Genomic DNA, 19629 nt, shown 5'->3' with positions numbered 1-19629 from the left:
CTCTCAGGTCGTACGTTCGGGCGTGTGGTCGAAGGCGAGCCTGAGCGCGCCGACGCAGCGGTCGTACTTCTCGCGCAGCTCATGTTCGTCGGCGCCGCCGGTGAAGATGTGCGCCACCTCGTAGCTGTAGCTGTCCTGCTGGTCGACGTCCGAGAGGCGCTGCCCCTCGTCGGGCACGATGTCGATCCGGACGCCGGGTATCTCCTTCTCGATCCGGGCGAGTTCCCCGGGCGTCGGCACCCTGCCGACGACTCCGTCGGTGAACCAGCGGTAGTACCACTTGGCGGCCAGGGCGTACGGACCCTTCCGGAACGGCATGGCGGGGGCCTCGCCCTGGGCGAGGGCGAGCATGCAGTGGTGGTTGGGCACGCCGTCGACGTAGGCGAAGAGTTCCGCGTGCGCCTGGGAGTGGCGGGGGTTGATCTCCAGGATCGAGATCGCGTCGGTGGCCGGATCGTAGAAGAACTCGATGCTGAAGGTCGCCTGCCGCCAGCCGATGTGCCGCATCGCCCGTTTCGACACCTCGCGCAGGCGCTGCTGCACGGGATCCGGCAGGGCCGAGGGGTACTGGTGGCGCAGGAAGCTGGTGGAATCCGGGTAGTTGATGGAGTCGAGGACGCCGTACACGGTGATCTCGCCGTCGTGCTCGTACCCCTCGACCGCGACCTGGACGCCGTTGAGTGTCTCCTCGGCGAGGCAGACCTGGCCGCCGACGCCCGCCATCTCCTGGGGCAGATCGAGCTGGTCCAGGATGTACTCGAAGGGTCGGCCGACACGGTGGATGCCCTGGCCGATGTGCTCCACAGCGGTGCGGAATTCGTCCATGTCCCCTACGCCGTAGGCGAGTTCGGAGGAGTACGACAGCGCCGGCTTGAGCCACATCGGGAAGCGCAGGCCCTCCGGCGGCCGCGGGTCGGCCGCGCCGAGATCCACCCGGCCGAAACGCGGATGCTCTGAGACGACCTCCTGCTGCACGAGACGGCTCCAGTACTTGTGCTCGCACTTGACCACCGACTCCAGAGTGGTGGCGCGCGTCCCGTACTCCCTTCCGAGCAGCGCGACGAGCGTGCTCACCGGGAAGTCCCAGTAGCCGACGATCGCGTCGACCGGCCCGTCGAAGCCGTCCAGCACGCTCCGGGCCCGGTCGATCAGGTCCGGTACGGTCACCTCGCCGTGCTGGAGTTCCTGGATGGTCAGCAGACGGTGGAAGCGCAGTTCTTCGGCGCGGGGGACCGCCCGCAGGGTTCGCAGGTTGGCCTCGTCGAGACCGACGACGAATACGTTGCGGGGGCGTGGGCTCACTGACGGCTCCAGGGATCGGGGTACGGAACCCGCCGTGTACCCGCGCGGCGACCAGGCATACGGCGACATTCCAGACGGCGTCAGGCCCTCCCGGGTGGACGGGTCCCTGCCGCGAACGCCCCACAACCGCTCATGTGCGAGCTTCTGGATCACGGGTACCCGGCGGGCATGAACGTCACATCGTCAGGGCCGACCCTGCCGTCCGCCCGTGGTCGGATCTCGGCGGCGCTCATCGAATATCTGCGTCATACGGGACCGCTACCGGACAGCGAGGAGATCTCCGCCGCCGCCCCGCTCGGAGACGATCTCCAGCTCGCCCTCTACCTCTGCTATGAGCTGCACTACCGGGGATTCTCCGACGTCGACGCCGACCGTGAATGGGACCCCGAGCTGCTCAAGGTCCGGGCAGCCCTGGAACAGCCGTTCCTCCAGACCCTCCGTGACACCGCGACCGTGCACAGGCACGCCGACGAGGCCCTGGACGAACTGCTCGTCGAACCCGTCGACGGCTCGGGCGTCAGCCACTTCCTGCGGGACGAGGGAGAGCTGTGGCAGGTGCGCGAGTACGCCGCCCAGCGCTCGCTCTACCACCTCAAGGAAGCCGACCCGCACGCGTGGGTACTGCCCCGGCTGTGGGGCCGGGCGAAGGCGGGCATGGCGGCCGTGGAGTTCGACGAGTTCGGCGCGGGCCGCGCCGATCGCGTGCACGCCCGCCTGTTCGCCGATCTCATGGCCGACCTCGGACTGAACACGGCGTACGGGCACTATCTCGACGCGACCGGTGTCGAGGCCCTCGCCACCGTGAACTTGATGTCCCTCTTCGGCCTGCACCGCGTCCTGCGAGGGGCCCTGGTAGGACATTTCGCCACCGTCGAGATCACCTCGTCGCCGGGTTCACGGCGCCTGGCCCAGGCCATGCGGCGCACCGGCGCCGGGCCGGCCGCCGAGCACTTCTACGACGAGCACGTCGAGGCCGACGCCGTCCACGAACAGGTCGTCCGCCGGGACGTCGTAGCGGGTCTGCTCGAAGAGGAGCCGCACCTCGACGGGGATGTCGCCTTCGGTGCGGACGCCACCACGTATCTCGAAGACCGCCTCGCCGAACGCCTTCTCGGTGCGTGGCGGGCGGAGGAGTCGTCGTTGCGCGTACCTGTCCGACCGGCGTTTCGACCACGAACAGGTTCTCCGGCATCAGTGGGAACCGGAGGCGAGGCCCCATGACCACGGTCACTCTGCCCGGCGTCTACAGCCCGCAGGACGACACCGGCCTGCTCGTCCGGCTCCTGCGCGACGAACACCTTCCCCCGCACGCCGAAGTTCTCGACGTGGGCACGGGAACAGGTGCCGTCGCGCTGGTCGCGGCGCGGCTCGGCGCCCGTGTCACGGCGATCGACATCTCCTGGCGAGCCGCTCTCAATGCCAAGGTCAACGCGCTGCTGGCGCGTCTGCCCGTCCGGGGCAGACGGGGCGACCTGCTGGCTCCCGTCTCGGGCCGGACCTTCGACCTCATCCTGTCCAACCCGCCGTACGTCCCGGCCCCCGCCGGCGCCTGCCCCCGGCGGGGCGTGGCCCGGGCCTGGGACGCGGGGCACGACGGCCGTCTCGTGCTGGACAGGATCTGCCAGGACGCACCCGCACTCCTTCGGCCCGGCGGAGTGCTGCTCGTGGTCCAGTCCGTGCTGAGCGGCCCGGAAGAATCGCTGCGGCGGTTGCGGGCGGCGAGCCTGCGCGCCGACGTCGTGGAACGCAGCGGCGTCGCCTTCGGTCCCGTCCTGCGCTCCCGCAGCGGCTGGCTGCACGACCGAGGCCTGATCGAAGACGACGCCGAGAAGGAAGAGCTGGTGATCATTCGTGCCGTACGACCCGGATGAACGGCGCTGCCGCATAGTGGCCCGGCGCGCGGGGCCCCTACTGGTGGAAGGACCGGTGGACGTCACGCTGGAGGACGGCACCACCGTGTCGTCCGACCGGTTCTGCGTCGCCCTGTGCACCTGCCGACGCAGCCGCACCTACCCGTGGTGCGACACCAGTCACCGCAGGTCCGAACGGACGAGACGGCCGGACGGCGGAGCCGCCCGCGACTCCTGAACCCTGGGAGCGGGCGCCGGGTCTGTCGCCCCGGCTCGGCCCCCGGCGCGCCGCATCGTGCTCGACGAGCCGACCGGCCGGCTCCACGTGGCACGGGGAACGTCGGCCGTGCGAGAGGTCACGAGAGGGGTACCCGCCCCTGTGTGGGGCTACCGACAGCCGACGGGTCGGCTGTGTGGCCCTTCGGTGTTCTGCGGACGGGGCCCGCGAGCAGGCGGTGACGGGGCCGAGGATCGTATTCGCGCAGGTGAACAGCGAGGGAGATGAGCGTCATGGTGCAGATCGGGTACACGATGATGACCGAGCAGGCGGGTCCGCGGGAGCTGGTGGGGCATGTGGTCGGTGCCGAGCGTGCCGGTTTCGACTTCTCCGTCACGTCCGATCACTACTTCCCCTGGCTGGAGTCCCAGGGCCACGCCCCCTACGCGTGGAGCGTGCTCGGCGCCGCCGCGCAGGCCACCGAACGCATTCCCCTGATGACGTACGTGACGTGTCCGACCACCCGCTATCACCCGGCGGTCGTCGCCCAGAAGGCCGCCACACTCCAACTCCTGTCCCAGGGACGGTTCCGCCTTGGTCTGGGCTCCGGTGAGAACCTCAACGAGCATGTGGTGGGCGGCGGTTGGCCCGCTGCGCACGTACGGCTGGCGAGGCTGGAGGAGGCCGTGGAGATCATCCGCGCGCTCCTCGCGGGGGAGAACGTCAACCATCACGGCACCCACTTCGACGTGGAGAACGCCAAGTTGTGGGACCTGCCCGACACCCCCCTGCCGATCGGTGTCGCCGTCTCCGGCGACAGCTCGTGCGAACTCGCGGGCCGTCTCGCCGACTTGCTCATCGCCACCGAACCCAGGCCGGAGTTGACCTCCGCGTTCGACGGATACGGCGGCGCGGGCAAGCCCAAGGTCGGCCAACTGCCCATCTGTTACGACACCGACCGCGACGCGGCGATCGCCCGCGCCCACGACCAGTTCCGCTGGTTCGGCAGCGGCTGGCCGGTCAACTCCGAACTCCCCGGACCCACCGCGTTCGCAGGCGCCACCCAGTTCGTACGACCTGAGGACGTCGCCGGCTCCATCCCCTGCGGCGACGACGTGGAGGCGGTCGTCGAGGCCGTACGGCCTTACGTGGACGCGGGGTTCACCGAGGTCGCGCTCGTCCAGATCGGCGGCGACCACCAGGAGCCGTACCTCGAATGGGCCGAACAGAAACTGCTGCCCGCCCTCCGCGAACTGTGAGCCCGCGATGACCACGAAACGCGCCGCGATCTTCGACGTCGACGGAACCCTCGTCGACACCAACCACCTCCACGTCGTCACCTGGTGGGAGGCGTTCAGACAGGGCGGTCACCGCGTCCCCATGCGGGAGATCCACCGGGCCGTGGGCCTCGGCGGCGACGACCTGATCGAGCACCTGCTCGGGGAGGACCGCGACCCCGAGGACGACGAGCGGTTCGTCGCGGCCCATCACGCCCTCTACGCCACCTACTTCGACCGGCTGCCGGCACTGGACGCGGCGGGCGACCTGCTGCGCGCCCTGGCCGGGCGGAGCTGGACGATCGTCCTCGCGACCTCGGCGAGCGGCCCGGAACTGGCCGCGCTGCGCCGCGCGATCGACGCGGACGACGTCATCCTCGGCGCGGCCAGCGCGGACGACGTCGCCGACGGCAAACCCGCCCCCGACCCCGTCCAACAGGCCAGGAAACTCGCGGGTGTTGCGAGCGAACGGGCCGTGTTCGTCGGCGACACCGTGTGGGACATGAAGGCCGCCGTACGGGACGGAGTGGTCCCGGTGGCGGTGCTGTCCGGCGGGATCCCCCGCGCGGACCTGGAGACGGCCGGCGCCCACGCGGTGTACCGGGACCCCGCCGACCTTCTGGAACGGCTCGGCTCCAGCGTCTTCGCCGACATGGAGTGACCGACGGTCGCTGCGGTACGAGGTCAGCCGGTGGTGAGTGTGGAGTCCGGCGAAGAACGAGGAACCCGTAGGGCGCAAATCCGGGCCGCTCGTGTTTGTCCGGGGCTCAGACGTGTACGCGCAGGACATGACCGAGTCGATACGAGAGACAGAGCGGAAGTACGAGGCCCCCTCGGCCGATGACACCGCGTGGTTGCCCGACCTCGCCGGCGTGGACGGGATCGCGTCCGTCGTGGATCAGGACGCCGAGGATCTGGACGCCGTGTACTACGACACCGACGACCTGCGGCTGGCCGGCGCGTCGGCCACGCTTCGTCGAAGGACGGGCGGGAGCGACGCGGGTTGGCATCTCAAGCTGCCGCTGTCCGGTGACAGCCGGGAAGAGCTACGGGCCCCGCTGTCCGAAGAAGTCCCAGACACCTTGCGGGAGTTGGCGCTCTCGCGTACGCGTGGTGCGGAGCTGCGGCCGGTGGTCCGAATCCGTTCCGCCCGTGGCGTACGGCAGCTCGTCGGCTCCGACGGAACGGCTCTCGCCGAGCTGAGCATCGACGCGGTCCGTGCCGAGTCCCTGCTCGCCACGGGTACCCGGGCCGCATGGACCGAGATGGAGGTCGAACTCGCCCCAAACACCGACCCCGCACTGCTGGACGCCGTGGAGAAGACACTGGGCGCGAACGGCATCGGCCGCGCGCACAGCTCCTCCAAGCTGGCCCGCGCCCTGGAGGAGACGGAAGTCGGAGTGCCCCGGGTGCCGGATGCGTGTACTGGGGCCGTAGTGTCCGGATCCGCCGGCGAGGAGGTCCTGCGCTATGTGGACGAACGGATCCACGCCCTGGTGAACCTGGACCCCGCGGTCCGCCGTGACCTGCCCGACGCGGTACACAAGATGCGCACCACCTGCCGCCGGCTGCGCAGCGTGCTGCGGTCCTACCGCTCGGTCCTGGACCGGAAGGTCACCGATCCCGTCCGCTCCGAACTCAAGTGGCTGAGCACCGAACTGGGCGCGGAACGCGACCAGGAGGTCCTGCGGGAGCGACTGTGCGCCAGGATCGAGGCGTTGCCTACGGAACTCGTCTTCGGAGCGGCCTCCGCACGTCTGCAGGTGTGGGACGTCGGCGACACCTCCGAGGCCCGGCTGCGCACGATCGCCGCCCTGGACTCCCCCCGCTACCTCGCCCTTCTGAACAGCCTGGCATCGCTGACGGAGCAGCCCCCGCTGCGTGGCAAGGCCGCCCGGCAGCCGGAGAAGGTCATGGCCAAAGCGATCCTCAAGGAGTACGGCCGCCTGTCCGATCGCATGGCCCACGCGCTGGACCTCCCGCCGGGAACGAAACGCGACAAGGCCCTCCACGAGGCCCGGAAGGCGGCCAAGAAGACGCGGTACGCCACGGAACCGGCGCGCGACTCGCTCGGCAAACCCGCCAAGCGGCTGGGCAAGCGGGTCAAGGCCGTCCAGCAGGTGCTCGGCGACCACCAGGACAGCGTCGTGGCCCGCGAGGCCCTGCGCAAGGTGACCTTGGCGGCACACGCGGCCGGCGAACCGAGCTTCACCTGGGGCCTGTTGTACGGACAGGAGCAGGCCGCGGCCGACCGGGACGAACGGGAACTGCCGCCCGTGTGGGCGGAGGCGTCGCGCCGCAAGCTGCGTAAGGCGCTCAACCGCTGAGCGGGGTCGGTCCGCTGGGGCATCACGTCGCCCGGGTATCGCGACCGGCACGTCGACGCCGCGCGCGACAGGGCCCGCTCGCCGAGGGCCCGGCGCCGACCTGGGCGTGGGCGCCGCCTGCTACCTGGACGCGGGAGGGATCCCGCCGTCGGGCGCAGGCGAGGACCGGGCTCTGGTCCAGGGCCTGGAGCACCGAAGGACCGAGGGCATCGGGGTACTGCGCACCGCGCAGTACCCCGATCTCACCTCACCTCACCTCGGCGCGGCTGCACGTTCGGGCCCGTGGCGGCTTCGGGGACCACATCTCCGCGCCGGCCCACGACCGGCGCCTGAGCGAGAACTCCGATTCTCACCTCGGGCTCGTCCGCGAAGAAGTCCGCCAGGGAGGCGGCGAGGGCATCCGGTGCCTGTTCGGCCATGTGGTGGCCGGAGTCGATGCCTTGGCCGCGGACGTCGTCCGCCCACCGGCGCCAGATCTCAAGAGGGTCGCCGTAGAGCTGCTCAAGGTCGTCCCGGAGCGACCACAGGATCAGCGCCGGGCAGCGGATGAGGTGGCCGGCGTCCCGGTCCTCCTCCTCGTGCCGTCTGTCGATGGTCAGGCCGGCCCGGTAGTCCTCCAGCATGGCGCGCACCACGGCGGGGTTCCGTGTCGCTTCCCGCCACTCGTCGTGGTTCTCCTGGCCCATGCTGTGCGGGTCCCCGCGGTACCAGCTGTCCGGGTCCGCGTTGATGACCCGCTCGGGAATGTCCGGCTGGGCGAAGAAGAACCAGTGCCACCATCGCGTGGCGAACTCGGCCGTGATGCGCGTCAGGTGTTCGGTGAGGGGAAGACAGTCGAGCAGTGCCACCCGCGAGACCGCACCGGGGTGATCGAGCGCGAGACGCAACGCGACGGCGCCTCCTCGGTCGTGTCCGGCCGGCCCGAACCGGTCATGGCCCAGCGTGCGCATGACCGCGACCATGTCGCCGGCGACCGCTCGCTTGGAGTGTCCCGCGTGGTCCTCCGTGGCAGCCGGACCGCGGGAACGGCCGTACCCCCTCAGGTCGGGGCAGACGACGGTGAAGCCGCGCCGGACAAGAAGCGGTGCCACGCGGTGCCAGGTCGCGGACGTCCGGGGATGGCCGTGGAGCAGTACCACCGGCGGCCCCTCGCCGCCGTGGCGGACGAAGACCGACACTTCGTCGAGCTGAACCCACCTGGTCTCGAAGCCCTCGAACAAGACCGACCCCTCTCCCGCCGCGCTGCCGCCGTCCCGGCGGCGTTGCCCTGCCTTCGTAGACACCGCACGGGTGCACGTCTCGTCACAGATGCGCCCGCGTGGCGGAGGCGTGGTCCGGGGCCCGGCCGCGGAAGACGCGGCGCCGGCGAAGGACCGTGGCCGTGGCCGTGGGCCGGGGCAGCCGATCAGAAGGTGGGGAGGGGGCTGGTCTTCGTGACCTCCGGCCCTCTCCACCCCCTTCCCTTGGGCGTCAGCCGGGCCAGGTTCCGGCCAGGCGACGGGTGGTGGCGGCGCCTGCGCGGTCGACGGCTGCCTTGACCGCGGCGAAGATCGCGCCCTGCAGCGTGGCGGCGAGCAGCACGGCGCCCCAGGAGCGTTCCTCGTCGGTGGCGTCCGGGGCGTCCGTGTCGTGGCCGAGCACTTTCCACGCCTGCTTGAACGCGGCTCCGGCGGCCATGCCGCTGACGGCGCCGAGTGCCAGGCCGACGGGCTTGTAGGCGATCTTCGATACCTTCACCCGGCTCACCCCTTCCGTCGGTGGACCAGCCACACCGCCACGGCGACACCGGCCGCCGCCAGCAGCGCGCTGCGGTTGTCCCGCGCCAGCCGCGCTCCCTGGGCCGTCTTCCGCCGTACCGGCTCGGGCGCCTTCTCCTGCCATACGCGACCGGCCTGGGCCGCCGTGGCGTGGGCCTGTCCGGAAGCCCGGGCCGCTTTGTCCCTGACCGGGTCGGGCAGCTTGTCCTGCGCCTGGTGGGCCAGGGCGGTGCCTTTCGCCGTCAGTTCCCTGGTCTTGACGGCGGCCTGCTCCTTGAGGTCGCCGGCCTTCGCGGTGGCCTGCTTCTTCGCCTCGGCGACCTCTTCCTTGGCGCGCGCCTTGATGTCGGCCTTGGCTGCCAGCGCTTCGACCGTATGCCCGAGTTCGGTCCGGACCTGCTCGACCTGCTCCCGGATTTCTTCGGTGCCGGCCGCGGTGGGTTCGTTGTGAGACGGCTGGGTCATCGCCGGGCACTCTCCTTGATCTCGGCCACGTCGGCCTTCACGCTGTCGATCGTTTCCTCGGGCAGGGGCGGCGCGGCATGGCCGACCTGCTTCTTCCCACTCAGTGCCAGCACCCCGGCGATCACGCCCAGAACCGCCGCGACGATCAGCGCCGCCGCCCACACCGGCAGTGGCACCGCCAGCGCGGCGATCGCGGTGGCGACCAGCGCCTGCAGCATCAGGAAGCCGACGACACCAGCGCCGCCGAACAGACCACCGCCTTTGCCGTAGCGTTCACCCTTCTCCTTCATCTCGGCCTGAGCCAGCCGCAGTTCGCCCCGCACCAGCTCGGTCAGCTGGTGTGAGGCTCGCTGCACCAGCTCGCTCATCGGTTCCTGGCCCGGGCGGTCCGCGCTGCGGGAGTCCGCGACGTGCGGCTGCGTTTTCGACACAGCGGTCATCTCCCCTCCGTGTGGGTGAGTGCGGGCCGGGCCGCGTCGTGCGCCCGACCGTCCGATGAGCGCGCGAGTACCCCGGACGCGCGAGTTCAGAGCAGGGAGCGGCCTGGAGGTCCGGGCGCGCCCGCTCGGTGTTCCCGTCCACGGCGGATCACTGTGCCCGCGCGGGGCAGTAAGGTCCGGACCCGGCGGTCGGCCAACGGCGCTGGAAATCCATGAACGGTGGCTTCCCGCGTCCTTTTTCCATGTTCCCGAGCATGGAACGCGGTGACGGAAGCACTCGAAGGGGCATGGAGTGCTTGATCTACCAGGAGCGGACCGGTGAGTGCGAACAGGTCGACTGCCGGCAGGAGGACGGGGGATGCCAGGTCACCTTGGACCGGCTGGCCGCGCTGAAGCCCGACGAGTTCGCCTGGATCCGCGTGGACGAACCCGGCGAGGAGGACCTGCAGCAACTGGGCGAGTACCTGAAGCTGCATCCACTGGCCGTCGAGGACGCGGTCCATGCCCATCAGCGTCCGAAGAGGGAGCGCTACGGCGACGTGCTCGCGATCGTCGTGAAGACGGTCTGGTTCGTCGAGGAGACCGCGGACGTGGAGACCGGCGAGGTGATGATCTTCCTCGGGCCCTCCTTCGCGCTGACCGTACGGCACGGCGCGAACGATCCCACCGTAGAGGCCGCACGCCGGCTCGCGCAGCAGCCGCACATGACAGGGCTCGGGCCGGTCAGCGTCCTGCACGTGGTGCCCGATGTGATCGTCGACGACTACGCACAGGCCGCCGCCCAGGTACGGACCGACCTGACGGACCTGGAACGGTGCGTGTTCTCACCCGCCCGGGACGAGCTCACCGAGCGGATCTACTCGCTCAAACGCGAGGTGGTGGAGTTCCGTGGAGCCGTCGGGCCGCTGGTCCCCGTCATGCGGCCCTTCGCCACGGACCAGGACGACTGGCCGCGCCAGGTCGTGCCGTACTTCCGTGACGTCACCGATCACCTCACCCGCACCGACACCGAGATCCGTGCCCTGGACGACCTGCTCGGCTCCGTCCTCGACGCCCATCTCGCGAAGGTGGGCACCTGGCAGAACGACGACATGCGCCGCATCAGCGCCTGGGCGGCCCTCTTCGCCGTCCCCACCATGGTCGCCGGGATCTACGGCATGAACTTCGCCCACATGCCCGAACTGGACTGGCGCTACGGCTATCCGTGCGCGCTCGCCGTGATGGCCCTCGGAGCCGGACTGCTGTACCGGGCGTTCCGACGCAACGGCTGGCTGTGACAGTGAACGGCGACCCGGTCCGGCAGGCCGGCCGACCGGGACGGGCGGCACAGGTGCCGCCGATCGGTGGCACCTGGACTGCCATGCATGCGATACGAGCCGCGGTGCGAAGGGTGCGGCGCCGGGTGCGGGCCGCCGGGCAGATGGCCGGACGGGCGTGGTCGGGGCCGAGCCGGGAGCGGGATCTGGCCGTGCAGGCGGTCAAGGCGGCCCTGGCCGCCTGGATCGCCTGGGCGGTGGTCGGCCGGTGGCTCGACGCGCCCATGGCGTTCGTCGCCCCCTGGGTGGCGATCGTGCTGGTGGAATCGACCGTCTACCGGTCCATCGCGCACGGGCTGCAGCAGCTCGCGGCGATCGCCACCGGGACGGTCGTGGCCACCGCGGTGGCGCTGCTGCTGCACAACACGATGACCGCGATGGCGCTGGTCCTGCCCACGACCGTGCTGCTGGGGCAGTGGCGGCGCCTGGGCAGCCAGGGCATCTACGCCGCCACCGGCGCCCTGTTCGTCCTCACCGGTGGGGCCGTCAGCATCCCCGCCGCTGCGGCCCGTATCGCCGAGGCCGTCTTCGGCGCGGTCGTCGGTATCGCCGTCAACGCACTGATCCGTCCCCCGGTCTACCTGCGCGACACCCGCGCCGCCCTGCGGGACGCCCTTCGCGAGACGCACGACATCCTTCACGCCGTGGCCGACGGGCTCGGCGAAGGGAGGTGGAACGCCGAGGAGGCCGACACCTGCCACCAACGCGCTCTGCGACTGCAACGCCTGGTCGACCAGGCACGCAGCGCCCTGGACACCAGCCGGGAAAGCCTTCGCGTCAACCTCCGCCGCCGCACCGGCGCGACACCCCTTCACGGCGGGGACTACGACGACGCGGTGGTGGTCCTCGACTGCGCCGCGCTCCACACCGCCGACGTGACCCGAACCGTCCTTGAGGCCGCGGCCGAAGATGGCCCAGCCGCCCGGCCGCACCCCGCCCTCGCCCGCCGCTACGCCACGTTCCTGCGCCGCACCGCCGACACTCTTCGCCTCTACGACCACAGCCGTTTCGGCCACCGGGGCGACCGCGAACTGCGTCAGGCCGTACGGGAACTGCACCGCACGCTCGACACCCTGCGCCACGATCTGACGAAGGCGGGGCCGGGCAGTCCCGGCGAGTTCGCCACCTACGGCACCCTGCTGGCCCAGGCCCACCGTCTGGCCGGCCGGCTCGCCGCCCCGCCCTGAGCGGCAGGCCGCGAGCAGGACGCCAGGGCCCGACGTCGAGACTTCCACCGCGGGAGACAGCTGCTCCGGAGGTGGGCGCACGCCCCGCCTCCGGAGCAGCGCGGCGCCTTCCCGACCCGTCCGCGCCCCGGGGAAGGTCACGCATCCGCGCCCGTTCGCATGCGCCGGGCCGCACCGCGAACGCCGACGGTGACCGGCCGCACCACCCATGCCGGCGTCGCACCGGGTGGATCCCGGGCAGGGCGGACCGGGCACACGTGGACGGGTGCCCGCGGGGGACAGGACAAGAAGAGGGGCACCGCCGAGAACGGTGCCCCTGGCTTCCCGGACAGTCAGCGTCGGGTGATCCGAGGGAAGACGGCGTCGTCGAGGACCAGCCCGACGGCCACCGCGACGGGGATCGCGAGCAGAGCGCCGATGATGCCTTCGAGGACGCCGCCGGCCAGTACGGCGAGGATGGTGACCAGGGGGTGGACCTGAATCGCGAACTTCATGGCGCGGGGCAGGATCAGGTAGTCCTCGGCGAGCCGGAAGACGACGTAGAACACGGCGGTCGCGATCGCCACCGGCAGGGAGACGGCCAGGGCCACCAGCGACACGACGATGCCGCCGATGGTGGAGCCGACCACGGGGATCAGGTCCATCAAGGCGACGAACACGCCCAGCGCCGCCGGATAGGGGACCCCCCAGACCACCAGCCAGATGAACGTGGCCAGCCCCGCGATGACCGACGTGGCGACGTTGGCCAGCATGTAACGCCCGGTGCGCAGCAGGATCTCGTCGACCAGAGCCGCCGTGTGGTCGCGTCGGCTGCCGGGCACGAAGCGCAGGCAGAAACGCTTGAGAGCGGGCAGCCCGGCCAGGAAGTAGATGGTCAGGGTGATGACCAGGAACAGACCGGTCAGGGTGGTGACGAGCAGTTGACCCGCGCCCATCACGCCGTCGGCCAGGCTGCTGGTATCGGTGCCCAGCTGCCTCTTGGCCTTCTCGATGATCTGGTAGCGGTCCTCCGTCCGGCCCAGGAAGGAGTGGTGGTCGTGCAACTGCTGCAGCCACGTGGGTACTTGGTGGACCACCGCGGTGATCTCATGGGCGGCGGGCGCTATGAACAGCGTGGAGAGGCCGCCCAGGACGAGGAACAGTCCCACGATCACCGTGGCCACCGCCCACGCGCGGCCCAGCCCCCGTTCGGTGAGCCGGCTCACGAGCGGGTCCGCGCTGATCGCGATCACCAGGGAGAGCAGCACCAGCATCAGGAGGCTCTCCATGAGCTGGACGGACCGCACCAGCCAGTACGCCGTCAGCGCCCCCAGGCCGACCCGGAATCCGATGGAGAACCACGACCGTGACGGTCGCCGCTCCGGCCGACGGCTTGCGGTGTCTTTGGCGACGGGCGGCTCGACGGAAGCCGCATGGCTCCGGCCGCCGTCCGGACTGGTCCCCTCCGCGCTCACCGGCGCCCTCCTGGCTGTCTGGATCCGCCACACCCTCGGCTGTGATCGACTCGGACGGAATGCGGGTGGGCAGGCATCCCTGACCGAAGTGCCCGTACGGGGAAGGGTGTTCGTGGCCGGAGGAGCCGGCGCCCTGCTCGGCCCCGGCGTTCGTACGGGCGTCTGTCGGCACCGATGACCGGGTACCCCGGTGCGCCGACGGAAACGGCGGCGGACGGGCGAGCCGGGATGGGAAGGGGGATGGTTTGCGGGCACCGCGACGGGCAACTCGACCACCAGGACATCGCGCCCGTAAGCCGCTCTCCGTTCCGAGGAGTCAGGGCATCGCGCGCAGAAGGAAGATGAACGACCGTGACCACTCAACTCCCGCCCACGCCGAAACCGTCGATCCGCGTCGCCGAGACGGGCTGGTCGAAGGCCCGTCACCGCCGGGCGAAGGGCGTGCGCACCTGCGTCGCCGCCGTCGCGGACGAGAGCACGCCGACAGCGGCACAGTCCGACACCGAGGCGAACATCATCCGCAGCACGGACTGACTCCGCCTGGATGTCTTCAAGTCCTCTCCCCGGGTACCCGACGCGACCCGGACCCACGCCGGTCCGCCGATCCGGCGATCTGGTGTGGACGATCCCCGACGAAGGAGGAGCGAATGAGCACGAGCACTGTGAAGGAAGCCGTGGAGGTCGGTGTGCCGGTCCACACGGCCTACAACCAGTGGACCCAGTTCGAGCACTTCCCCCACTTCATGGAAGGCGTGGAGGAAGTGAGGCAGCTCGACGACCGGCACAACCACTGGATCACCAGCATCGGCGGCGTGCGGCGCGAGTTCGACACCGAGATCGTCGACCAGGCCCCGGACGAGCGCATCACCTGGCGCTCCGTGGACGGCGACACACGGCAGCGGGGCTCGGTGCGCTTCGAACCTCTGGACGCCGAGCGCACCCGGGTGGAACTCACCATGGAGGTCGAGCCGACCGGCGTCGCCGAGAAGTCCGCCGACATGCTGGGCGTGATCGACCGGCGGGTCAAGGGAGACCTGCGGCGGTTCAAGGACTACATCGAGGACCGCGGCGGCGAGACGGGCGGCTGGCGCGGACGTATCCGCCCCGAGGACCCCGGAACGTCACTCTGACGCTCCGAAGCTCCATTCCAGTCGTGAAATCCGTTGACCAAGTTGATCAAGGAGATGTATTCGTGAGTGCGGACATGTGGGGGTACCAACCGGCGGTCGGTTACACCGGCGGCACCAGCCTGATCGGCTACAAGGTCGAGGCGACCGACGGCGCCATCGGCAAGGTCGACAAGCATTCCGACGACGTCGGAGCCTCTCACCTCGTTGTCGACACCGGGGCGTGGATCTTCGGTAAGCACGTTCTGATCCCCGCCGGCCTCGTCATCGGCGTCGACACGGCGGAGGAGAGGATCTACGTCGACCGGACGAAGGAGGAGATCAAGAACGCTCCCGAGTTCGACAAGGACAAGCACACTGGTGACGCGGGTTATCAGGAGCAGCTCGGTGGCTACTACGAGGGCCACCGTGCGTGAGATCTGAGCCGGGGTGCGCGAGAGGTGGGCCGGAACAGTCGTTCCGGCCCACCTCTTCCTTGTGGTTGTGGAGCCGGTTTTCAGCCGTCGGCGGCTTCGCGGACGGCCCGAGGAGACTTCTTGTCGAGGGCGACGCGGACCAGGGCCGCGGCCAGTACGGCCGGCTCCGTGCCGTCCGTCAGGCGGAGCAGGGCGGCGGGTGCGGTGGGCAGGTCCAGGGCGCGGGCGCCCTGGAGGGCTTTGGCGTCGAGGTAGGGTGCCGTCCCGGGCCAGACCGCCTGTGCCTCGCGCAGGAAGATGTCGGCGCCGGCCGGTCCCAGTCCGGGGAACTCCTGGAGTCGTCGCCGTATCGTCGCCGTGTCGCCGTCGGCCTGCTCCCGCAACCGTCGCAGGTCGCCCCCGTAGCGTTCGATGGCCAGCGTCGCGCCGTCGCCGAGCTGGGTGGCGGTGCGTTCGTCGTAGCGCCGGTAGCCGCCGCGGCCGAGTGCGTCGACCCGCTGCTGCCAGGTGGCCTCGGCCATCCGGCGTGGATCACGCATCCCGGCGGCGGTCAGCTCTTTGGCCGCGGCGACCGCGATGTCGGCGCGGATACGCGCACTGAGCAGGCAGGCGAGCACGAGCAGCCGGTACAACGGCTGAGGGGTGTCCTTGAGCGGGATGCCCGCCTCGTCGGCATAGGTGCGGCCGTGGGCGTCCAACAGCGCCCGCATCACCCCGCGTTGAGTGGTCGTGGCCATCTGTTCTCACCTCCGAAGACCGTGTTCGGTATGTCGTGTCCCCGGATGGGTCCGGGTGAAGGGGGTGGACCCGATCGCGCCTCGCTCGGGAGTGGAATGTGCCCCGGACTACGTTCCGTTCGTGATCGTGGCGAGTTCCCTGTCGAGCGCCGGAGCGATGCCCCGGGCGTCGAGGCCGGCCCTCCCGCGCACCTTCCGCACGAACTCCGCGACGCCGTCCTCAGGCAGCCACACCCGTGCGGTGGACTGGGCGACGAGGCTCACCTCGACGCCGTCGACCGGTCCCCGTGCGGGGCGCACGGTGATGTCTCCGTCGCCGGCGGGGGACATCAGGCCCATGGCGAGCAGTTCCCAGGCGAAGGTCCAGCCGACTGCCAGCCCGTCGGGTCCCAGCAGCACCAGACGCGCGGCCAGGCAGTCGTCCGGCCGGTAGACCAACTCCGTGGGGATGAGGGCCCCTTCGTCGTCCGCGAGGACCACGAATCCGGTCGTGCCGACCTTCAGCTGCGGCTCGTCCCGGGGCTGGGTCACGGCACGGCCTCCGTCTGCGCGGAGCCGCTTTCGGCCGTAGGGACCATCGACGTCTGCGGTCGCGGAGGTGTGGGCGTCAGGGAGCCCGGGCACAGCGGGTGCATCGCCGACATGGCGTCCTCCACCGTGCGAGTGCCGGTGAGGACGCACAGGGCGTAAGCGGCGTTCCGCGGACTGACGGCGGCGGCCGGGTACCGGTGGGCCGCGAGCGCCAGGTAGCGATCGACGGCCTGCCGTAACACCGCCGGGTCCGGGACCATCACGTGGGTTCTCCACCTTTCCGGCGGGGCACCCGGGCTCGTCGGGTCGGAGTCGTGGCGAGCGTGGGAGGGCACGATGACACTCCTCAGGGGGGAAGGAAGGGTGCCTGCCGGGCCGAGGCACTTGACTGGGCTCCCGTGTGCCCCGTCCGCACGACCCGAAACAGACCGGGCTACGGCGGACGCCCTCGTCGGTCACTGGGGCTGTGCTTGGCCCGGTTCCTGTCCGGCGCGGAAACGGGGGTGGCAGAGGTACTCGGCGGCGCCCGACCGCGTCCGTGCCCACGGCCTGCAGGTGTCCGTCGGCCGGCAGATCCACACGTCCTGCCATGCCGGGGGATGACCAGTGCCCGGATCCGGTTCGGCTCCGCTGGATCGCGCCGAGGTCGGCCCTCGGTGTCGAAGTACCGGAAGCCCCGGCCGTGGCGTCGGCGGCGGTACCCGGCTCGGTGCGCCGACTGCGGTAAAGACGCGCCCGACCGCCTGGGAAGCCTCCTGGCACACAAGGCGCCTTCCCGCGCACTCCTCGCGGTGCTGGACCGATCAACTGCCGCCGCCGGGGGAACGGGGGGACTCGGCGGCCCCCGACGCCCCCGTTCCGGTGGTGTCGTGCGGCCCTCATGTCGCCCCCGGCCCATGCCCGGTGAGCCCTCCGCGCCGCTCGTCCTGACGGACGCCTCCCTCCGTACGCACTCGCGGCGCGCCTGTGCTCGTGCCATGCCGGCAGATCGCGGCGGGCGAGTACCCCGACTGCGCGGAACAGACGCGCGGCGCCCGAACCGGTGCGTGCCGGGTGCCGGGGGACACGTACCGGGTCTCTCCGGAGACGGAGCCAAACGAGGGGCGGGCCCTGGCCCGACCGCCTTCGCCGATGCCGCGGTGCGCGTTGCACGGTCCGTGGGCAGGGGACCCGGATCGGGTCCACCGGGCGCCGGGAGGGGCTCTCAGGACAAGGGGGAAGCAGGTCCGTGACGAAGGCGCCGGAGATCAGGTCGGCACTCTCCACTGGCACCGGCCGAGGCGTTCACACAGCCGAGGTCACAAGTCCGCTTCCGCGCTGCGCACCTGCGGGGGCACCGCCTCCTGCAGCTCTTGCGGTCCGTCGTCGTGTTCGGCGTCGTGCTGGGCGAGAAGGGACAGCAGGTCGGCCACCGTCAGCCCTGCCTCGGCGGGGTGGCGCAGGATGGTCCCTTCCTCGATGCGGTAGGCATTGGAGCGGCCGTTGCGCGTGTGGGTGAGGAAGCCGCTCTCCTCCAGATCGGAAACGATCTTCTGGACCGCCCGCTCGGTGAGGCGGCAACGCGCGGCGATGTCACGGATGCGCGTGGTGGGATCCTCCGCGATCGCGGCCAGCACACGTGCGTGGTTGGTCAGGAACGTCCAACCGGTATGTGGTTCCGGTGCTGCATGCATACCCCCAGGATACGCTCCATGGTTCGCGCATTCAGAAGAGCGAAACAGGATTCCTGTATAATTTGACGTGCGATGGTGTTCGAGCGGAGCCTTGACGGGCACGAGGTGACTACATACGGATGCCAATGGAGCGGCTGCCATGTCAGAACGTGCCTCTACGACGCACCGCGCGGCGGGAAACGAGGCCGGCTTTCACACCCCTTCCCGTCGTGGGTGGTCCCGAGCGGGCTCCGCTGGGAATCGAAGCGCACTCCGCGGGCGACCGGGCGCTCGTGATGGTGTCGGGCGCACTCGACGGCCTCACCGAACAGGCCCTCGATGACGCTCTGCGCGAAGTCCTCAGCCGACCGGTATGCGGAATGGGCCTCGATCCGAGCGGGATGGACTTCTGCGACCGCGCCGGCCTCGACGCGTTGCTGCGCGTGCGTCGCCACGCCCGCGACGAGGGTAGGACCGTCGTCATTCGGACGGCGAGCGCGGTGGTGCACCGCCTGCTCTCGGTCACCTGCACGCGCTCCCTCTTCACCGTTGTGGACGAGAACCACGCGGGTGCCCGACGACTGCCGGATGCGACGTCCGGCCCAACACCCCACCCCTGGAAGGAATCCGTGTCCCTCGGCGAAGCGCACCAGGATCCGTGCATCGAACTCGTTCAGCTGCGACGGGCCATGCGGACACGGCCCGTGATCGATCTCGCCCGCGGAGTGCTGATGGCGTCCTTCGGGCTGTCCCCCGAGCGCGCCTGGGAGGCCCTCGTCACGGCCTCCCAGAACACGAACACCAAACTGCACCATGTGGCCGAAGAAATCGTCAGCGCCGTCACCGGACCCCCGCTCTCCGAAGCCCTCCAGCAGCAACTGGCCGCGACGGTGGCCGCCCTGCCGCGGACTCCGTCGGCAGCACGCGCGGCGGAAGCCGGCGAGGACTGAACCCCAACAGGCCTTTTCCACCACGCCGTTGACCTTCCTGCCGGTGCCTTTCGGTTTCCGGTCGTCCGGCATGGGCACTCGGGCCGAAATCCGGACGGACGAGCCGTATTCGGGACAGGTCATTGAGGAGGCGTTCATGGAATGGGCTCAGCGGGCTGCCTGCGCTCATGAGGACCCGGAGCTGTTCTTTCCCCTCAGCTCCACAGGACCGGCGCTACGGCAGGAACGCGCCGCCAAGCGCGTCTGCCTCCGGTGCCCCGTGATCCGGCAATGCCTCGGCTGGTCGATGGATAACGGCCAGGCCCACGGCGTATGGGGTGGAACGAGCGAGCGGGAGCGCGCCGAACTGCGCAGGACGACCGCCCTGGTGGTCGCGCACGAATGAACGAGGCCCGGCGCGTAACGCGCCGTCAGGTCACCTGTGGTGGCCGGCGGGTGGCGCGGGGCGGTGAGGGCGAGGTCGTGCCATGAGCTGCCGTTGCCGATCAGCAGGTCATAGGGCGTGATGGTGTGTTCCCCGATGTGGCCGCAGACGGGGAAGCGGTCGGGGTTGACGCGCCCGTGGAGCAGGCTTCGGGATGCCGGGTGGATCTGATCCCGGCCCACGGAGTACGGGTTGCCCCG

General features: G+C 70.5%; 23 protein-coding genes. 13 read left to right on the top strand and 10 right to left on the bottom strand.

Going from position 1 to position 19629, the window contains the following annotated elements; genetic code table 11:
• Positions 1 to 3: 3 nt before the first annotated feature.
• On the bottom strand, positions 4 to 1302 hold the full coding sequence (locus tag SPR02S_RS51345; RefSeq protein ID WP_019064856.1) for an ATP-grasp domain-containing protein: 1299 nt from the start codon (positions 1300 to 1302) through the stop codon (positions 4 to 6).
• 168 nt (positions 1303 to 1470) lie between these two features.
• On the opposite strand from SPR02S_RS51345, the gene SPR02S_RS58340 reads away from it, so the two are divergent.
• The 6 genes from SPR02S_RS58340 (at position 1471) to SPR02S_RS51315 (ending at position 6973) form a co-directional block, all read left to right on the top strand.
• A complete protein-coding gene (locus SPR02S_RS58340) occupies positions 1471 to 2523 on the top strand; it encodes an iron-containing redox enzyme family protein (RefSeq protein WP_052347208.1) in 1053 nt (350 codons plus the stop codon).
• Entirely contained in the window at positions 2520 to 3173 is a 654-nt protein-coding gene (locus SPR02S_RS51335) for a HemK2/MTQ2 family protein methyltransferase (protein WP_019064854.1), read from the top strand. Before SPR02S_RS58340 ends, SPR02S_RS51335 begins: the two co-directional genes overlap by 4 nt.
• Positions 3154 to 3390, top strand: coding sequence for a CDGSH iron-sulfur domain-containing protein (locus tag SPR02S_RS51330; protein WP_026151664.1), 237 nt, complete (start codon positions 3154 to 3156; stop codon positions 3388 to 3390). Before SPR02S_RS51335 ends, SPR02S_RS51330 begins: the two co-directional genes overlap by 20 nt.
• Before the next feature lie 272 nt (positions 3391 to 3662).
• Positions 3663 to 4628, top strand: coding sequence for an LLM class F420-dependent oxidoreductase (locus SPR02S_RS51325; RefSeq protein ID WP_026151663.1), 966 nt, complete (start codon positions 3663 to 3665; stop codon positions 4626 to 4628).
• 7 nt (positions 4629 to 4635) lie between these two features.
• Entirely contained in the window at positions 4636 to 5307 is a 672-nt protein-coding gene (locus tag SPR02S_RS51320; RefSeq protein WP_019064851.1) for an HAD family hydrolase, read from the top strand.
• A 127-nt stretch (positions 5308 to 5434) separates the two neighbouring features.
• Positions 5435 to 6973: a CYTH and CHAD domain-containing protein gene (locus SPR02S_RS51315; protein ID WP_026151662.1), complete on the top strand. Its 1539-nt coding sequence runs from the start codon at positions 5435 to 5437 to the stop codon at positions 6971 to 6973.
• A gap of 242 nt (positions 6974 to 7215) precedes the next feature.
• Here the strand turns inward: SPR02S_RS51315 and SPR02S_RS51310 are convergent, their stop codons facing one another.
• The 4 genes from SPR02S_RS51310 to SPR02S_RS51290 all read right to left on the bottom strand — a co-directional run bounded on the left by SPR02S_RS51310 (position 7216) and on the right by SPR02S_RS51290 (position 9563).
• Positions 7216 to 8193, bottom strand: coding sequence for an alpha/beta fold hydrolase (locus SPR02S_RS51310; protein WP_019064849.1), 978 nt, complete (start codon positions 8191 to 8193; stop codon positions 7216 to 7218).
• A gap of 250 nt (positions 8194 to 8443) precedes the next feature.
• Positions 8444 to 8710, bottom strand: coding sequence for a DUF4235 domain-containing protein (locus SPR02S_RS51300; protein WP_019064848.1), 267 nt, complete (start codon positions 8708 to 8710; stop codon positions 8444 to 8446).
• Positions 8711 to 8715: 5 nt separating this feature from the next.
• Positions 8716 to 9195 carry a DUF3618 domain-containing protein gene (locus tag SPR02S_RS51295; protein WP_019064847.1) on the bottom strand — a complete coding sequence of 160 codons (480 nt, stop codon included), beginning with the start codon at positions 9193 to 9195 and terminating at the stop codon, positions 8716 to 8718.
• On the bottom strand, positions 9192 to 9563 hold the full coding sequence (locus SPR02S_RS51290) for a phage holin family protein (RefSeq protein ID WP_043259079.1): 372 nt from the start codon (positions 9561 to 9563) through the stop codon (positions 9192 to 9194). The genes SPR02S_RS51295 and SPR02S_RS51290 overlap by 4 nt, the downstream gene beginning before the upstream one ends.
• Positions 9564 to 9922: 359 nt before the next feature.
• Here SPR02S_RS51290 and SPR02S_RS51285 point away from each other — a divergent pair, with 359 nt between their 5' ends.
• Both SPR02S_RS51285 and SPR02S_RS51280 read left to right on the top strand, forming a co-directional pair.
• The gene (locus tag SPR02S_RS51285; protein ID WP_019064845.1) at positions 9923 to 10912 is read left to right on the top strand and encodes a magnesium and cobalt transport protein CorA; all 990 of its coding nucleotides are present in this window, start codon (positions 9923 to 9925) and stop codon (positions 10910 to 10912) included.
• Between the two features lie 83 nt (positions 10913 to 10995).
• A complete protein-coding gene (locus SPR02S_RS51280) occupies positions 10996 to 12138 on the top strand; it encodes an FUSC family protein (protein WP_086021740.1) in 1143 nt (380 codons plus the stop codon).
• 332 nt (positions 12139 to 12470) lie between these two features.
• On the opposite strand, the gene SPR02S_RS51275 is transcribed toward SPR02S_RS51280, so the two are convergent.
• On the bottom strand, positions 12471 to 13592 hold the full coding sequence (locus SPR02S_RS51275) for an AI-2E family transporter (protein WP_019064843.1): 1122 nt from the start codon (positions 13590 to 13592) through the stop codon (positions 12471 to 12473).
• 351 nt (positions 13593 to 13943) lie between these two features.
• Here SPR02S_RS51275 and SPR02S_RS51270 point away from each other — a divergent pair, with 351 nt between their 5' ends.
• The 3 genes from SPR02S_RS51270 to SPR02S_RS51260 all read left to right on the top strand — a co-directional run bounded on the left by SPR02S_RS51270 (position 13944) and on the right by SPR02S_RS51260 (position 15135).
• Positions 13944 to 14126, top strand: coding sequence for a hypothetical protein (locus SPR02S_RS51270; RefSeq protein WP_019064842.1), 183 nt, complete (start codon positions 13944 to 13946; stop codon positions 14124 to 14126).
• A 113-nt stretch (positions 14127 to 14239) separates the two neighbouring features.
• Positions 14240 to 14722: an SRPBCC family protein gene (locus SPR02S_RS51265; protein ID WP_019064841.1), complete on the top strand. Its 483-nt coding sequence runs from the start codon at positions 14240 to 14242 to the stop codon at positions 14720 to 14722.
• 62 nt (positions 14723 to 14784) lie between these two features.
• Positions 14785 to 15135 carry a PRC-barrel domain-containing protein gene (locus SPR02S_RS51260; RefSeq protein ID WP_019064840.1) on the top strand — a complete coding sequence of 117 codons (351 nt, stop codon included), beginning with the start codon at positions 14785 to 14787 and terminating at the stop codon, positions 15133 to 15135.
• A gap of 80 nt (positions 15136 to 15215) precedes the next feature.
• On the opposite strand, the gene SPR02S_RS51255 is transcribed toward SPR02S_RS51260, so the two are convergent.
• From SPR02S_RS51255 to SPR02S_RS51240, 4 genes are all read right to left on the bottom strand, one after another.
• Entirely contained in the window at positions 15216 to 15872 is a 657-nt protein-coding gene (locus SPR02S_RS51255) for an HhH-GDP family DNA glycosylase (protein ID WP_019064839.1), read from the bottom strand.
• A gap of 108 nt (positions 15873 to 15980) precedes the next feature.
• Positions 15981 to 16403: an SsgA family sporulation/cell division regulator gene (locus SPR02S_RS51250; protein ID WP_019064838.1), complete on the bottom strand. Its 423-nt coding sequence runs from the start codon at positions 16401 to 16403 to the stop codon at positions 15981 to 15983.
• Positions 16400 to 16663: a DUF5133 domain-containing protein gene (locus SPR02S_RS51245; protein WP_106437186.1), complete on the bottom strand. Its 264-nt coding sequence runs from the start codon at positions 16661 to 16663 to the stop codon at positions 16400 to 16402. Before SPR02S_RS51245 ends, SPR02S_RS51250 begins: the two co-directional genes overlap by 4 nt.
• A gap of 1038 nt (positions 16664 to 17701) precedes the next feature.
• Entirely contained in the window at positions 17702 to 18076 is a 375-nt protein-coding gene (locus SPR02S_RS51240) for a helix-turn-helix transcriptional regulator (RefSeq protein ID WP_019064836.1), read from the bottom strand.
• Positions 18077 to 18285: 209 nt separating this feature from the next.
• Here SPR02S_RS51240 and SPR02S_RS58335 point away from each other — a divergent pair, with 209 nt between their 5' ends.
• Both SPR02S_RS58335 and SPR02S_RS58330 read left to right on the top strand, forming a co-directional pair.
• On the top strand, positions 18286 to 19005 hold the full coding sequence (locus SPR02S_RS58335) for an ANTAR domain-containing protein (protein ID WP_019064835.1): 720 nt from the start codon (positions 18286 to 18288) through the stop codon (positions 19003 to 19005).
• 136 nt (positions 19006 to 19141) lie between these two features.
• A complete protein-coding gene (locus SPR02S_RS58330; RefSeq protein WP_043259076.1) occupies positions 19142 to 19390 on the top strand; it encodes a WhiB family transcriptional regulator in 249 nt (82 codons plus the stop codon).
• Positions 19391 to 19629 lie beyond the last annotated feature (239 nt).

Source organism: Streptomyces prunicolor NBRC 13075 (assembly GCF_000367365.1).
GTDB lineage: Bacteria > Actinomycetota > Actinomycetes > Streptomycetales > Streptomycetaceae > Streptomyces > Streptomyces prunicolor.
This window is presented reverse-complemented; position numbering and strand designations above follow the sequence as displayed.